The sequence below is a fragment of the Acinetobacter sp. YH12200 genome, from assembly GCF_013418175.1.
In the GTDB taxonomy this organism is placed as follows: domain Bacteria; phylum Pseudomonadota; class Gammaproteobacteria; order Pseudomonadales; family Moraxellaceae; genus Acinetobacter; species Acinetobacter pseudolwoffii.
The window spans coordinates 75,823-90,547 of sequence record NZ_VPCO01000014.1; the positions used below are offsets into that span (position 1 = coordinate 75,823).

A 14,725-nucleotide genomic window follows, 5' to 3' on the forward strand; every position below is an offset into this window, starting at 1 on the left:
CATGTGGATTTTAAAAATAAGCTCGGCACCGTTGATGCTCACAACCTAAACTTAAACTTTAAGCCTGATAATACTGATAGCCATAATATTATTCTGAACTTTGAGCATCTAGCCGACGGTTCGACTAATCTCAATTTCGGTGATGACGTTTCAGCTGTAATCGATACAGTGCTTGATACTGAGTTTGCATTTGAGGTCACTGCAGTCTATGCGGATAGTGGTGTAAATACTGCAGTCATAGACACGGTACTCGACACTGAATTCAGCTTTGATGTGGTTGCTGTATTTAGTGAAAACACTGACGCTGTTGGTCTGATCGATACTGTTTTAGATACCAGTTTTAGTTTTGATATCGAAGCCGTATTTGTTGAAAACCTGTGCACTATTGATACGGTATTGGATATTGGGTTTTCATTTGAAATTGAAGCGCTATTTGATATCAATCATCTGGTTGGTGTGTCTTATGGTTTTGATATGCGATATCAGAAAGCGATTGCATGCCTGAGCACCACAGAAATACCGTGGGCCAAACCAGTATTAAGAGTCTCGAATGAGGCTCTTTTTTATGAGCAAGGCTTGGTAATTTCTAATCAGGAAAATATCCAGTATGAGCAGGCAGGGTCATTAACCCGGGCGATTAGATCCTTTCATGAGCAAGCAACCGGTTTAAGTTTGGATGCGTATGTGGTTTGGGAAGAAGGTGATAAGCGCTTTATCCATCAGCGCTACTTGCATGAAGAAACAATCAAACTGCGTCATAACCGGCAAACAGTCTGGCAGGAGATGATCCGCAAGCGTAAGACCTTGACCTATTCACATGACGTAGCTCAAGTCTTTGAACACCGCTTCTCATTTGAATGGGATAAAAGTCTTGAGATTGTCACCAAGTCGGATTTGCCTTGGGATCAGGCCAAAGCGATTCATTATCGCAAGCATCCGGTTCAACCTTTGCCAAAGCCTGAAATACCTAAATATGAAGGCAGCACAGATCTCAATTTTATCTGCCTATGTCATGAGAATGATTCACACAATGTTGTTTTAAATTTTGGCGCAGATGACTGTATCCCAGCACTGCCGAAAAGAAACTGGTGGTATATCGTGAATACACTAATAGCCGAGCGATTAGATACCGGCGAGAAGATTAAAGTCATGGATGGCACCTATAGTACCAGTCGGTCGCAATGGTGCTGGACCTATTCCATTACTGTGGCACATACGGAAAAAGACAAGCTGCAACCAATCAATGGTCAGCCTGTTATCCTTAAGATCATGATCAATGGATTTGAGCACCATATTCTGCTCGAAGATCCAGAGGAGACCCGACGCTTTGCCAGTGTTCTCTACACTTATCCCGGGAGAAGTCTTACTGCCTTGAACTCGAATAAATACGCAGCTCCACGTTCATTTATTCAGGATAACGAACGCACTTCTGTGCAGCTGGTTCAAGCGGAATTGGATCGAGCGAATGGTGGTACTGACCTGGACTGGAAGCTGATTGATGAACTGGGCTGGATTGTACCGATTGAAAGCCTGAGTTATGCAGAACTAGCACCCATTGATGCAATAAAGCAAGTAGTTGATGCAGGTGGTGGCTTTATCTATAGCCAGAAAGCAGGGAATACACTGACCATCCTACCCCGGTACCAGAAAGGCTACTGGGATACGATGACAGTGGATGATTACGACATCCTGTTGTCTGAAAGCCTGGTGATGCAGCAAAACATCAAGAAGAACGATGAATACATTGCTGACTTTAATGCCATCACCGTAGTGAATAGTCGAAGTGGCGAAAGTCTGAAAGTACAGCAGCGCGGCACTTCGGGTGATGTACCGTTAGAGACGGTCACTGGTCCATTGTTTAATGTGGTATCGGGTGCGAGTTTCGGCAAAAATGAACTGGTCAAAGCCAATATTCAGGAGCTGCACACTTTCTCGGATATTCCGGTCAGTCAGGAAATTGGCGAGATGCGACCTGGTAAAACGATTGCCTTTAATGGCCAGTGGTGGGGTGTGATTGATGGGGTGAGTGGAAGTTTTTCGCATGAAAAGGTGAATGAAACCATTACCGTGGAGCGTATCAGCCGTGACTAATCCTTTATTTGAACTGCGCAAGCTGCTTAGTCCGACCCATGCTGAATACATCGGTACCATCACTTCAGTGAAGCACCCAGAATACCGGGTGCAGATCGATGGAGGCTCTGGTCCTGTACTTTGTACTTCTGGTACAGCCTACAATTTAGGTGCCCGGGTATTTATTGCAAACCAAATCATTTTGCGGCCAGCACCAACAGGGCAGCATTCACAAGTAGAAGTTTAACGATCAACAAAATAACAGCACCTTCGGGTGCTTTTTTAATGTCAATAATTTAAGGGGATGTATGGCTAAAGGGGATGTATATGGACTTTCTTAGTCAAGTATTGGAAAGCATAAAGAACCATTCACACATCCTTTTTACGGGTGTGCTGGGTGCGACTTTTGGCTTTCTATTAAGCAAGGAGCCGACTCGGGATCGCTGGATAGGATTCTTTGCTGGCTTCATTTTATGTGTGGTCTTTGCTAAACCGGCAAGTTTATTTCTTGCTAGTGGTAACTATCCAGAGCTATTTGGTTTCATTCTGGGCGCTGCTGGTAAGAGTACAGCTGAAGCATTGCTGAGTTTGGCTCGATCAAGAGTTCTTGGTTTAGTCAAAAAGGAGAATGAAGATGCTGCTAATCATAAGTAAAACAGCGTTGGTATTATTTATAGTTTCATTTGCAATCATGGCATTTCATCCAAAAATTCAACTCCCAAAACACATCGATTTTCTATTGGTGTTGTCGATCCTTTTTGGGGCAGCACTTTTTGTTAAAGATGAGTATTCGCCAAGTCCGGCCGGAACCCTTTTTTACACTACAGTAAGTATTTTATTCGCACTCTTTACCCGACAACTCTATATTTGGGGTAAGGGTGGTGCACGTCCTAAATTTTTTAATACAGATAAAGATGGTGACAACCCATGAAACATATTTTTGATTTCTTGCGAAAGATTAGCGGTGGCAAACTCACCCAGAAACAGGTTGATGCTGCTGACAAACTGATTGCAACCGCTTACGATGATGTCACCAGTATGCTGGGTATCGCTACGGATGAAATGCATATCAGCCCAAGTGGTATTGATCTGATCCGTAATTTTGAAAGCCTACGGCTCAATGCTTACGATGATGGCGTGGGTGTATGGACCATTGGTTATGGCACCACAAAATACCCAAATGGTATTCGTGTCAAAAAAGGGGATACCTGCACACTGGAACAAGCCAAAAGCTACATGCAACATGACTTGAAAAAATTCGAGCAAACCGTCAATAGCGCAGTCAATGTTCCGATCAATCAGAATCAGTTTGATGCCTTGGTTTCATTGGCCTATAACATTGGACCTACCGCATTTGAAGAATCCACTTTGGTCAAAAGGCTGAATGAGAAAAATTATAAGGCGGCAGCTGATCAATTTGGCTTATGGGTAAATGCTCGTGGCAAACGCCTGCAAGGTCTGGTGAATCGCAGGAAAATTGAAATGGAGTTATTTTTAAAATGACTCTAAATCTATTATGGCAATATAAACACTGGATCGCAATTGCGGTCTTTTTTGTTTTATGGCTCGGGCAAATTGTCTATACCAACCACTTAAGCGGGAAGCTACGCAAAGCCAGTGAGCAATGCACAGCCAAAATTCAAGAAATTGAACAGAAGCATCTCAAGGCTCTAACTGAAAAACAAAATCAAATTAACCAGATGAGTGCGGATTATGAATCAACAAAATCAAAGCAGCGTGTGCAGGTCGAAGCAGTTACACGTGAAGTGCAAAAGATCATTGATCGTCCTGTGTATCTCAACCATTGCTTTGATGATGACGGCCTGCAGCAACTCAACTCACTTATCGCCAGTGGTGCCAGCAAACCTCCTTGAGCCTTGTCCTGATTTGCAAAAACTGGAATCAGGGCAGGGTAAGGTTGCTTTGGTCTGGTCTATCGATGTGGTTGCTAAATATAACGATTGTAAGGCACGTCATGGTGCAATTGTGAAGGCCCTCAGGTGAGGGCTTACACAACTCATTCAATTACGACGAATGTGAATGTGGGGATTTGTGTGAAGGCTCTTTAAGTGGGGGTTAATTAACATCTGGTATCAAGTCATCAAGATACCAGGTCATGATATTGTCATACACAAAACTTGTTAAATCATCTGTGAGGTATTGAAAATACTCATCAAAAACAAGAGTCGTCAGTCTTTTTTCCCAAACATTATGATAGTTATCTTTATTAACCCCAATCTTACCAAAATACTTAATTTTTCCCGCTAATTCGACAGCCATAGGGTCTTGCGGATTTTTAGTTTTTAAAAAATATAGCTCATTCATTTCAATACCTATAAGGTTTAATCTTAAAACCACCTCACTTTCAATCTCATGTATTTCATTCAGAAGCACATTAAAATCCTGCATTGTTAAATTAGGGCTTTTAATTTTAAATTTATACTCAACAAAGTTGCGTCGATTGGAGTTTATGAAACTTATCAGTTCTTTTGTTTGCTTTTTAATAGTGAGCACATAATCTAGCTTAATTTCATATTGCTTAACCACCCTCCAATCATTAAATAATTGCGTAGCAATATAAGCAGCCACGAGAGTTGCAATTCCACCAAAGAAACTAGCAGTCACTGATAGAGCATCTTCTAGTACACTGCGCTCCCCGCCATATAGGTAAAAAATAAACGTAAAAAGAAGTATCGTAGCAAGCGATGTTGCTAAAATTACTGTAGATGCCAGTTTTGATATACTCATCACTCCTTCCACCCATCTACAATATCAGCCCAATCCTGCATCATTTTTATTTCTCGACATGCTTATCATCAATCAAATACTGTCCAAAACTATCTATCCAGCCTTGAATAGATGCTTCCCACACATAAGTACGAGTTTTAAGTTTCTTCACCAGGGTAAGATCCCTAATTCCAAAATGCGTACTTCCTTCCGGTAATTCATCCCAATCTACCTTTCCATTCTCAGTAAACCAGTCTTCCCAAGCTAATTGAATATCATGAGCCACAAATCGACTATTAGAATTATCCCAGGCGAATGGATTATTACTATTCAACTTATTCACATGCAGACGTTTAAAATATTTATTGTTCTGATGGATCTCAATAAACAGATCTAAATGTTTTTTGATGAAATCAAATTCAACATTAATTACGCCCTCATCTTCAAAAGCATCACTCTTATCAACCAATGCCATGTAGCGCTGTTTCTTACTCCATTCCTTGTAATAACTATTATAGTTATCTTCTGCAACACGGATTGCTTCCTCAAATTCCAATCGAATGCCACGTTTTTTAAGATTCACATATCGCTTCAAGGTATTCCATGACTCATGAAGGGTAATAGTCTGCAACTGGGGAATGGTAAAGCCATCTTCTGCATAACGTGTTGCAGCCTCATGGCGTAAATCATGGAATCTTAAATCACTAATACCACATGCATTACACGCCCGGGTAAAGTATGTAGACACGGTACGGGTATTCACTGGAATTAAAATATTCTTGTCATATCCCAAGGCAAGCATTCGATCCCGGACTTCTGGCTTCATAAACTCATCAATCATATTGATGGCTCTTGGTTCCATGTGAGCATACTTATGATTACCCAAGGATCCATTCGGATTTTTAGCATCTCTGACTAACCACTGACTATTCAGATCATCGTAATCATCCAGGCGCAATGAACACAGCTCATCTTCACGGCGGGCAGTGTAGAGTGCAAACCACATAATCAGATGCATCGGCGTTGAGTTCTTGACCCGTTTCCAGCTTTTATAGAAATAGTTGGTCAGCATTTGAAGTTCTTCCGCCGTAGGCAAGCGGTCACGCTGTTTGGATCTGGTCACGATCCGCGACTTCTGAAGGCCGATCATGGCTTTTTCAAATTCAATTATTACAGTCTCTAAAGGTTCGCCCCATACAAACTCTGCATGAACGATTACAGCCTTGATATGACTCAGATCTTTTAATATGGTTGCGGGTGCTACACCATCAGTACCTTTCATTGGATCGCCTTTTCTTCGCATAATTGCGTAATCAGAAAAGTCTTGTCGTGTTAAAGAATAGATATTCTTCTCAGAAATATCTAAACTAGCGATGTGCTGTAGTGCTCCAGTTTTTGTTCTGGCAAAGCTGTCCGCTTCTTCCAAATACTGAAAAATGAATTCCCTAAGCGTTTTGTGCTTTATTTGCACCGCCGGATTCAACATTTTTTCAGGGTGCAATTCGATTTCTGCTTCTGTGCGTTTGATCCAGTCCTCAGCTAATGACTTCTTGCTGAAGGTCTTGGATTGCTTAAATTCAGGATAGCCTTGACGTTGTACACGGACTTGAGCTCTATACCGGGTTGTGCCGTCTTTTGTTTGTCGCTTAGTGACCGTGCCCATGAATTTGCACCATTAAAATATGAGGGTGCAAGTAGGGTGCAATCAAAGGGCACTAAAAGTCAATACGGAGCGACTAAACGAAGTTAAACGAGGTTAAAGATTTTGAGCAAAAACAATGTAATTAAAGAATTGTTTGGAAGATCAATAGATAGGAAGCTTTGGGTGGCCCCCATGGCAGGTGTGACTGACCGTCCGTTTAGAACCTTGTGCAAGTATTTTGGTGCAGGTCATGCGGTCAGTGAAATGATGACCTCAGACAAAACTTTGCGTATGAGCAAAAAAAGTCTCTACCGTGCCAATTTTGATGGGGAGCTGGCACCTATCTCAGCCCAGATTGCCGGTTCAGATCCACAAGATCTGGCTGAGGCTGCGCGTTATCAGGTGGCCAATGGTGCACAAATTGTTGATATTAATATGGGCTGTCCAGCCAAAAAGGTCTGCAATCGATTAGCCGGTTCAGCCTTGCTACAGGATGAAGATTTAGTTGCCCGTATCTTGGATACCGTCGTGGCTGCGGTCGATGTGCCGGTAACTTTAAAAACCCGTCTGGGGTATTTAAATGGTCATGAAAATATCATGCGGGTGGCAAAACGTGCGGAAGATGCCGGAATTGCGGCGCTGGCTTTACATGGCCGTACCCGTGAAGATATGTATTTAAATACCGCCCGCTATTCACTCATTAAAGATGTAAAAGACATGTTGAATATTCCCGTGATTGCCAACGGAGATATCGACAGTCCTGAAAAAGCCAAATATGTACTGGATTATACCGGTGCAGATGCCATCATGATCGGACGTGCAGCACAAGGTCGTCCCTGGATTTTTCGTGAAATTGCCCATTATTTAAAAACTGGCCAATATCTGGATGCGCCGAGTATTACAGAAGTTAAGGATGTTCTATTGGGACATTTGGCTGAGCTATATGAGTTTTATGGCGAGTATTCCGGTTGCCGAATTTCCCGGAAACATATTGCCTGGTATACCAAAGGTCTGCGTTCAAGCAACGAGTTTCGTCAGGGCATGTATCAGGTAGAAAATACAGCTGATCAATATCGTGTAGTAGAAGATTATTTTAATACTTTACTTGAACATGGCTCAACCATGAGTGATGTTCAGGTCGAACAGGTCAATTTATTAGAGACCAAATGATGGCAGGCTAGTAGGAGGTAATCAAGAAATATGTTTTGTGTAGAAATACTACCTTTTTTATCTTGAGCGCGTCGATTTTAGCACGCTGTTTACACTTCAGCCTGTCAAATACATAGCACAACATTTTGTTGACTTAAACCGGACAGGACTTGGACATTGCTTACTTAAACTTGTTCTATGATGGATTCATCTAATATGAACAGGAGGTGATCCTTCTTGTTTGTAGTCATCACCAAGGGAGATCTGTAATGACAAATACCAATCGTCCAGTCACAGAATTTAGCCATAAAACGTCAACGGAATTGCCACAAGAACGCAGCGAAGGCTTAAATATAGATCCTACTGATGCCAATGCACGTCCGGATTTAAATACTCCTGAAAAAGATAATCCGAATGTGCCAGATATGAATGAAGGCAAAGATAATCTGGCCGCGACCGGTGCGGGTACAGTAGGTGGTGCTGCTGTAGGGGCCGTTGCAGGTCTGGTCGGTGGTCCTCCAGGTGCAGTGGTGGGCGGCATTATCGGTGGTGTGGTTGGTGGCATTGCCGGTAATGATATTGCAACATCAGATCGCCAAAAACAGGCAGATAACTACCAGCATCCAGAAGTTCGAAGTGAGGCAGATAATTATCAGCATCCCGACCAGTTGATTGCCGAAGATAATTACTGGCGCGATGAGTATCATAATCGCCCGTATTTTAATGAAACGCGGAATACCTACAGCGATCTAGACTATGATCGTGACTATCGCGGCGCTTATCGCGTAGGTTATGAAAACCGTGCCATGTATGATCGTGATACAGATTTTGATCATGCGGAACCTGAACTACGGACCAAGTGGGAACAGGTGAAAGGTGAATCCCGCTTAAATTGGGAAGAAGCCAAGTTTGCAGTCAAAGATGCCTGGCATCGACTTACCCGCTAAGTCCGACTGAATAAAAAACCTCTCTAATTAGAGAGGTTTTTTATGCTGATAAATTTTAGAGATGTTTCATTTCCAGCACCAGCTGATTGATCAGATCAGACGCTTCCATTTCACGAATTTGTGCCACATTTGAGCCTGCCCAGAACGCGCCATAACCCTGATCGTCTTGTTTGGCTGCAGCAGCATGTAATTGCTTGGCCAGATCATAGGTATAAGGATAAGCCGGCACATCCAGACGTTCTGGTGTGTCGACGTCCATATGCCAGTGGTTGATGATTCCGCGAGCAGGGCGACCGGAAATACTGGCACTGACTTGAGTGAGTGGCTTGGAAAGCAGGGCTTTACGATAGGCCTCGTTGGCATTGGATGATTTGCACTGTACAAATGCAGTGCCAAGTTGCACGGCATCGGCACCGAAATCCAGCATTTGTCTTGCCTGTTGGCCGTCCATAATCCCGCCTGCGGCCACAATCGGCAGGGAACAATGCTGTTTGATCAGTTTCACCAGATTAGAGGTTTTGACCGAAGCATCGAATTTGGTACTGAAAATTCCACGATGACCACCGGCTTCAATACCTTGGGCAATAATAATATCAATTCCGGCAGCTTCAATGGCTTTGGCTTCGGCAAAATTGGTCGCAGAAACCATGGTTAAAATTCCTGCCTGTTTTAAGGCTTGAATCTGATGCGGATGCGGAATGCCAAAATGAAAACTGACCGCCCGTGGTTTGGTTTTCAGCACCAGATTCAGGAAGTCATCATTGTCTTTAAAGCTCGGATAAATACAGTTTAAATGCTCGGGTGGCTGCGCCCCATATTCAATAAATTTATTTTTAAACTGTGCGATCCATGCCTGCGCGACAGCTTTATCTAGGGGCACACTGTCATGACAGAAAAAATTCACCTGAAAAGGGCAGTCTGTCAATTCCTGAGTTTTTAAAATCTGTTGTCGTGCTGCCTCGATACTGCTGGCTCCCAAACCGAGTGAACCCAAGCCGCCTTGATTGGACACTTCAGCTGCAAGTTCAGCTGTAGAGACACCTGCCATCGGCGCCAAGAAAATAGGATGTTTAATTCCGAGATTTTCTAATAAAGACATAGATTTGCTCCTTGTTATGTTTTTACTTTGCCCTTGAGTTCAAAATTAAGCAAATCATATTGGTTATTTTATTTTGAAATACTTAAACTTTGCTTAGCTGTCATTTACATTTCTCACGACACGCTATGTCGCTAGCCAGACAGATCAACTATAGCGCTGCAATTGAAGACTTTATAATAACATTTTGGTCAAATCTTTCTGAGCTCATGTCTGATGGTATCCGTGAAAAACTGCAAATTTTAGCCGATGCTGCCAAGTATGATGTGTCCTGTTCATCCAGTGGAAGTAATCGTAAAAATAAAGACAAAGGGGTAGGAAATACCGGCAATGGTATTTGTCATAGCTATACCGAAGATGGCCGCTGCGTTTCCTTGCTGAAAATTCTATTTTCCAATGTCTGTATTTTTGATTGCTCTTATTGTGTTTCGCGCCGTTCCAATGACGTCAAGCGAGCAGCATTTACCGTGCAGGAAGTGGTGGATTTGACCATGAACTTTTACCGCCGTAATTATATTGAAGGTCTGTTTTTAAGCTCGGGCATTTTCAAATCGGCGGATCACACCATGGAGCGGATGCTACAGGTGGTGAAAAAACTGCGACTGGAAGAAAACTTTAATGGCTATATTCATTTGAAAACCATTCCGGGTGCATCTCAGGAAATCATTACCGAAGCCGGACTATACGTAGACCGCATGAGTATTAATCTGGAAATGCCGACTGAAGCCGGATTACAGAAATTTGCGCCTGAAAAAACCCATGCCGAAGTACAAAAAGATTTGGGGATTGTGCGGGATCGACTGATCCAGCTCAAAGATGAACGCAAATTGATTAAATCGGTGCCAAAATTTGTACCTGCCGGACAAACCACACAGATGGTGGTAGGCGCACATAGCGAAACTGACCAAGACATTATTTTAATGGCCGATCGGCATTACAAGGAATTTAAGCTGAAACGGGTGTATTTTTCCGGCTATATTCCGATTAACCCTGAAGAAAAAGCCTTACCGGCTGTTGGTTCAGCGCCGCCTTTGTTAAGAGAAAACCGTCTATATCAATCCGACTGGTTAATGCGTTTTTATGAATTTTCTGCCGATGAAATTGTCGATGACCAGCATCCGAATCTGGATCTGGATATTGATCCCAAACTCAGCTGGGCCTTGCGACATCCTGAAGCTTTTCCAGTTGATATTAACCGTGCCGACTATAAAATAATTTTGCGTGTACCGGGTATTGGGGTACGTTCGGCCAAAAAAATTGTACAGGCACGCCGTTTTGGTCAGATTCATATCGATCAGCTAAAACGCATGGGTGTGGCATATAACCGCGCACAGCATTTTATCCGCTGTGCTGATACGCCAAAATTTAAGAAAGATCAGCAATCGCATCAGATCCGTCAGCAAATTTTACAGTCTGGCCAATCTAAATATCAGCAGCAGCTTTCACCACAGCTTGGACTGGCATTCTGATGGCCTGTTACTGTTTTGATGGCAGCATGACCGGCTTGCTCAGTTGTGTATTTCGGGCTTTTGAGTTTAAGGAACTGAATGCCCGCATCACTGCCAATCCACAAGCACAAAATGGCCTGTTTGATGAATTTATTTATGTTAGCTCTAATGATGAGCATGGACAGCGGGTCTGGCAGGGGCTCAAGCAAAAAGTCTCCTCCAGCAGCTTGCGTACTTTTTACTATACTTTTCTGTCGGAACAAGAAGCAGCGTTTCAGATTCTATTTGATTTCGCGGTTTATGTATTTAAAAACCAGCGACCTGTCGATAAAGATTATGGTCATCATGCAGTTATCGGTATGTCGCAATGGGCCAAGCAAGTCGGACGGGAAAAGCACCGTATGGAGGCTTTTGTACGCTTTAAAAAGGTCAAGGATGGACTATTCCTGAGTCTGGTTAAGCCGGACTTTAATGTTCTACCGATTATTTCCCGACATTTTCAGGAGCGCTATCAGGATCAATCCTGGCTGATTTATGATGAGCTGCGCAATTACGGGATTTATTATGATTTAGAGCAGGTACATCAGGTCGAGATGAATGCTGAAGCAATCGATCCGCAAATCCAGATTGGGCACAGTCAGTCATTCAGTATCGAACTGGATGATGATGAATGGCTGTATGATCAGCTCTGGAAAGATTATTTTAATAGTGTGAATATTCAGACACGTAACAATATGAAACTGCATATTCAATATGTACCGAAACGCTACTGGCGTTATATGAATGAGAAAACACTTTAAACAGTACATCTGGCATCTTTCAGGCATAATAAGCGTTTATATTTAGATTGAGTGCATAGATATGAAGGTATGGCTAACGTCATTGGCGCTGCTCATTGGATTAACCGCATGCTCGAAAGAGCCACAAAAACCGGTCGTCGATCCAGTCAAATATCAGGTTCAGACAGCGCAGGAATTGCAGCAACGTTTTGATGCACTCAATAGCCAATTGGCTCAGGATTTTCAGAAATTTAAAAAACTAGAAAGTATTGCTTTCTCACACCAGTTTCCTTTAGATGTGAATAATCTGCAAACTTTAAACCGTCATTTGGTCAGCAGTACGGCATTAAAACCAAGTAAAATTGCCTATTGCGATATGATGAATGCTTATTTTGCCGATATGTATCGTTTGGGGCATTATAATCTGGAACTGGTCGATGACATCCAATTGCCGAATGCTGCCAATGAAAATCTAAAAGACAATTTTTCGAATGCCGATCACTTCTATACTTTTATTCTGGATCGCTATACCACTTATCGTCAGGTTCAGCAGACCATGGGTTATGGTTGTAATTTAAAAGCCGCGCTTTAAATCTTAAAGATAAAAAAGCCCATCATTAAGATGGGCTTTTTAATTTAAATGATTAACAACCTGTAATTTTTTCAGCTTGTGGTTTTTCTTCCGGGAAGAAGATTGGACGAAGTTTCACCCCAATACCATTACCGATAAAGGCAAACACCAGCCATAACCAGCCATGTAAACTGCCTGAAGCGATGCCACTGAAATACGCACCAATATTACAGCCATAAGCCAGGCGTGCACCATAGCCGAGCATGATGCCACCGACAACAGCAGCAATGAGCGAGCGTTTCGGAATGTTGAAATTCGGGGCAAACTTACCTGCCAGACTGGCTGCCAGCAAAGCACCGAGCATGATGCCAAAGTTCATCATCGAGGTAATATCAAACCACAACGACTCTGTAAGTGCTTTGGCATTGCCAGCTTTCTGCCAATAATCCCATGCAGTTACATCAACACCCACTAAAGTGGCGCCTTTTGCACCCCAAACTGCCAGGGCAGAAGTCACGCCCCAAGGACGACCTGCAAGTGCCAACGTCGCAAAGTTGAGCAGGGTCAGAATAATCCCGCCCCAAATCAGAGGCCATGGACCACGAATAAAGCGTTTCCAGCCTTGATGCTCACTGCTTGGTTCTACTTCCAGACGACCATGACGTTTCTTTTCGAAATAAACAGTCGCCGCAGCAATCAGTGCAAAAATAACAAAGCTCAGCAGTAATCCAGGCATCACCCCTAAACTCTGTACCAGAGAAATAGGTTCCAGATGAGGCAGGGCAAACCACCAGTCTAAGTGTGAGGTTGCAATCACAGAGCCGATACAGAAGAACAAGAGTGTTACCAGCATACGTGCACTACCACCACCCACGGTATACAGCGTACCCGATGCACAACCGCCACCGAGTTGCATGCCGATGCCGAAAATAAAGGCACCAATCATGACTGACATGGAAACAGGATTGACGTTACCTGTGACCGGGTTGCCAAACAGTTCACCCGCACCTAAAGCCGGGAAGAATAACAATACTGCTAGAGCGAGCATAATCATTTGTGCACGCAGACCACGACCGCGACGTTCCTTGATAAAGAGGCGCCAACTCGAGGTAAAACCAAATGAGGCATGGTACAGGGTCATGCCTAGCGCACCACCGATTAAAAATAACAAGGCCTGATTTAAGCCAACGATCTGATAGGCACCGATTGTACCGATCACAAGTAAAATAAAAGCCACCCAGACCGAAATATTCGACCGTTGGGAAGCAGCAGCAATGACTGACATGGGAGATTAAATTTTAAAAATAAAGGCTGGTATTCTACTGAATTTCAGCTTAAATGCAGCCCATTTTGGCCAATGAGTGAGTATTAAGTCATTCTTATAGTTGATAAGTTTTATCACTTTATCTGATTGATGGGAGTGAATTATAAAAATAAATCTAATGGAACATTTCATTATTCTGTAATTCTCTATACTTAAGCAGCTTAAATAAATTGCAGATTTAATCGTATGGTTTTATGCCTATAGATCAGTATCGAGCATTTTTGAGTTTCTGGGTTTTCAAATGAAGTACATAAAAAAGCCTGCAAATTGAATCGCAGGCTTTTTAAGCATTAAACTGAGAGCTAAAATCAGTTTTCAGCTTTTTCTCGAACATTGCCAGCACCTTCTTCAACCGCAGCTGCAGTGGCCGCAGTGGCTTTTCGTGCTGCTTCAGCAGTAGCATCTGCTGCTCGAGACGTTGCAGCAGCAGCTTCGTCAGCTGCTTGAGCTGTATTTTCTGCTGCATTATCCAAGGCTCTTTCAGTGTCTACCGCAGCTTCACGGCTTGCATCTTGCATATCATGACCGGCTTGATCTGCTGCATTTTCTAAATGCTCACCTGTCGTTGCCCCGGTTTCAGGTGCTTTATCTTTGTTACAGCCGACCAAGGCAACAGTTGCCACTAAACCTAAAGCAATCATTAATTTATTCATCGAGTAATATCCCTTGTTGTTGTATAGCTGCCAACTAATTTAACAGTCATTTCTTAAAGTTTATGCTAGAAAATAGATCAAAATTTGTTGATTAACTGTAACTTTTTTCAATACTTATGCTGCTTTAACTCGCTCAGGACTTATTTAGGGTCTGTTGACATTTCAAGTATAGAATTTACCCGATAAAGGTAACCAAATAAATATACAAGCTAATGCAACTGCCCCCTCATAGCTACACTTTAGCTTATCATATCGTGTTGCTATTCCTCTGAACTGCTTTAACCTACAAAATGCATTCTCAACTAAGTGTCTGATTTTA

At 42.7% G+C, this 14,725-nt stretch carries 16 protein-coding genes and 1 pseudogene; 11 read left to right on the forward strand and 6 right to left on the reverse strand.

Features of this window, described 5'->3' with window-relative positions:
* Positions 1–3: 3 nt before the first annotated feature.
* The 6 genes from FTU90_RS10775 (at position 4) to FTU90_RS10800 (ending at position 3,944) form a co-directional block, all read left to right on the forward strand.
* A complete protein-coding gene (locus FTU90_RS10775) occupies positions 4–2,091 on the forward strand; it encodes a hypothetical protein (RefSeq protein ID WP_180072647.1) in 2,088 nt (695 codons plus the stop codon).
* On the forward strand, positions 2,084–2,317 hold the full coding sequence (locus FTU90_RS10780) for a hypothetical protein (protein WP_180072649.1): 234 nt from the start codon (positions 2,084–2,086) through the stop codon (positions 2,315–2,317). The genes FTU90_RS10775 and FTU90_RS10780 overlap by 8 nt, the downstream gene beginning before the upstream one ends.
* 80 nt (positions 2,318–2,397) lie before the next feature.
* Positions 2,398–2,724, forward strand: a complete 327-nt coding sequence (locus FTU90_RS10785) for a hypothetical protein (protein WP_004646469.1) — start codon at positions 2,398–2,400, stop codon at positions 2,722–2,724.
* Entirely contained in the window at positions 2,705–3,001 is a 297-nt protein-coding gene (locus tag FTU90_RS10790) for a hypothetical protein (protein WP_004279633.1), read from the forward strand. Before FTU90_RS10785 ends, FTU90_RS10790 begins: the two co-directional genes overlap by 20 nt.
* Positions 2,998–3,573: a lysozyme gene (locus FTU90_RS10795; RefSeq protein WP_005171338.1), complete on the forward strand. Its 576-nt coding sequence runs from the start codon at positions 2,998–3,000 to the stop codon at positions 3,571–3,573. Before FTU90_RS10790 ends, FTU90_RS10795 begins: the two co-directional genes overlap by 4 nt.
* Positions 3,570–3,944 carry a hypothetical protein gene (locus tag FTU90_RS10800; RefSeq protein ID WP_005104376.1) on the forward strand — a complete coding sequence of 125 codons (375 nt, stop codon included), beginning with the start codon at positions 3,570–3,572 and terminating at the stop codon, positions 3,942–3,944. Before FTU90_RS10795 ends, FTU90_RS10800 begins: the two co-directional genes overlap by 4 nt.
* 202 nt (positions 3,945–4,146) lie before the next feature.
* Here the strand turns inward: FTU90_RS10800 and FTU90_RS10805 are convergent, their stop codons facing one another.
* Together FTU90_RS10805 and FTU90_RS10810 are read right to left on the reverse strand one after the other, a co-directional pair.
* Positions 4,147–4,818, reverse strand: coding sequence for a hypothetical protein (locus tag FTU90_RS10805; protein WP_180072651.1), 672 nt, complete (start codon positions 4,816–4,818; stop codon positions 4,147–4,149).
* A 46-nt stretch (positions 4,819–4,864) separates the two neighbouring features.
* Positions 4,865–6,460, reverse strand: coding sequence for a tyrosine-type recombinase/integrase (locus FTU90_RS10810; protein WP_180072653.1), 1,596 nt, complete (start codon positions 6,458–6,460; stop codon positions 4,865–4,867).
* Between the two features lie 129 nt (positions 6,461–6,589).
* Here FTU90_RS10810 and dusB point away from each other — a divergent pair, with 129 nt between their 5' ends.
* Entirely contained in the window at positions 6,590–7,609 is a 1,020-nt protein-coding gene (dusB, locus tag FTU90_RS10815) for a tRNA dihydrouridine synthase DusB (protein ID WP_034609040.1), read from the forward strand.
* Between the two features lie 248 nt (positions 7,610–7,857).
* The gene (locus FTU90_RS10820) at positions 7,858–8,535 is read left to right on the forward strand and encodes a hypothetical protein (RefSeq protein ID WP_100357098.1); all 678 of its coding nucleotides are present in this window, start codon (positions 7,858–7,860) and stop codon (positions 8,533–8,535) included.
* A gap of 55 nt (positions 8,536–8,590) precedes the next feature.
* Here FTU90_RS10820 and FTU90_RS10825 read toward each other — a convergent pair whose 3' ends face one another.
* Positions 8,591–9,634 (reverse strand): nitronate monooxygenase family protein, encoded by a 1,044-nt coding sequence (locus FTU90_RS10825; protein ID WP_180072657.1) that lies wholly within the window; start codon positions 9,632–9,634, stop codon positions 8,591–8,593.
* A 206-nt stretch (positions 9,635–9,840) separates the two neighbouring features.
* On the opposite strand from FTU90_RS10825, the gene FTU90_RS10830 reads away from it, so the two are divergent.
* From FTU90_RS10830 to FTU90_RS10840, 3 genes are all read left to right on the forward strand, one after another.
* Complete coding sequence (locus FTU90_RS10830) at positions 9,841–11,100, forward strand: putative DNA modification/repair radical SAM protein (protein ID WP_180072669.1); 1,260 nt, start codon at positions 9,841–9,843, stop codon at positions 11,098–11,100.
* The gene (locus FTU90_RS10835) at positions 11,100–11,879 is read left to right on the forward strand and encodes a TIGR03915 family putative DNA repair protein (protein ID WP_180072659.1); all 780 of its coding nucleotides are present in this window, start codon (positions 11,100–11,102) and stop codon (positions 11,877–11,879) included. Before FTU90_RS10830 ends, FTU90_RS10835 begins: the two co-directional genes overlap by 1 nt.
* A 61-nt stretch (positions 11,880–11,940) precedes the next feature.
* Positions 11,941–12,450 (forward strand): hypothetical protein, encoded by a 510-nt coding sequence (locus FTU90_RS10840; protein WP_005096639.1) that lies wholly within the window; start codon positions 11,941–11,943, stop codon positions 12,448–12,450.
* Positions 12,451–12,502: 52 nt separating this feature from the next.
* On the opposite strand, the gene FTU90_RS10845 is transcribed toward FTU90_RS10840, so the two are convergent.
* The 3 genes and pseudogenes from FTU90_RS10845 to FTU90_RS10855 form a co-directional block, all read right to left on the reverse strand.
* On the reverse strand, positions 12,503–13,714 hold the full coding sequence (locus tag FTU90_RS10845; RefSeq protein WP_180072661.1) for a YeeE/YedE family protein: 1,212 nt from the start codon (positions 13,712–13,714) through the stop codon (positions 12,503–12,505).
* A 347-nt stretch (positions 13,715–14,061) separates the two neighbouring features.
* Positions 14,062–14,406, reverse strand: a complete 345-nt coding sequence (locus tag FTU90_RS10850) for a hypothetical protein (RefSeq protein WP_005096643.1) — start codon at positions 14,404–14,406, stop codon at positions 14,062–14,064.
* Positions 14,407–14,568: 162 nt separating this feature from the next.
* A pseudogene (locus FTU90_RS10855) lies at positions 14,569–14,725 on the reverse strand (IS5/IS1182 family transposase); the annotation flags it as partial.

Coding starts and splice junctions, on each gene's coding strand:
- FTU90_RS10785 (WP_004646469.1), top strand. CDS start 2,398: ATGGACTTTCTTAGTCAAGTATTGGAAAGCATAAAGAACCATTCACAC.
- FTU90_RS10790 (WP_004279633.1), top strand. CDS start 2,705: ATGCTGCTAATCATAAGTAAAACAGCGTTGGTATTATTTATAGTTTCA.
- FTU90_RS10795 (WP_005171338.1), top strand. CDS start 2,998: ATGAAACATATTTTTGATTTCTTGCGAAAGATTAGCGGTGGCAAACTC.
- FTU90_RS10800 (WP_005104376.1), top strand. CDS start 3,570: ATGACTCTAAATCTATTATGGCAATATAAACACTGGATCGCAATTGCG.
- FTU90_RS10805 (WP_180072651.1), bottom strand. CDS start 4,818: ATGAGTATATCAAAACTGGCATCTACAGTAATTTTAGCAACATCGCTT.
- FTU90_RS10810 (WP_180072653.1), bottom strand. CDS start 6,460: ATGGGCACGGTCACTAAGCGACAAACAAAAGACGGCACAACCCGGTAT.
- FTU90_RS10820 (WP_100357098.1), top strand. CDS start 7,858: ATGACAAATACCAATCGTCCAGTCACAGAATTTAGCCATAAAACGTCA.
- FTU90_RS10825 (WP_180072657.1), bottom strand. CDS start 9,634: ATGTCTTTATTAGAAAATCTCGGAATTAAACATCCTATTTTCTTGGCG.
- FTU90_RS10830 (WP_180072669.1), top strand. CDS start 9,841: ATGTCTGATGGTATCCGTGAAAAACTGCAAATTTTAGCCGATGCTGCC.
- FTU90_RS10835 (WP_180072659.1), top strand. CDS start 11,100: ATGGCCTGTTACTGTTTTGATGGCAGCATGACCGGCTTGCTCAGTTGT.
- FTU90_RS10840 (WP_005096639.1), top strand. CDS start 11,941: ATGAAGGTATGGCTAACGTCATTGGCGCTGCTCATTGGATTAACCGCA.
- FTU90_RS10845 (WP_180072661.1), bottom strand. CDS start 13,714: ATGTCAGTCATTGCTGCTGCTTCCCAACGGTCGAATATTTCGGTCTGG.
- FTU90_RS10850 (WP_005096643.1), bottom strand. CDS start 14,406: ATGAATAAATTAATGATTGCTTTAGGTTTAGTGGCAACTGTTGCCTTG.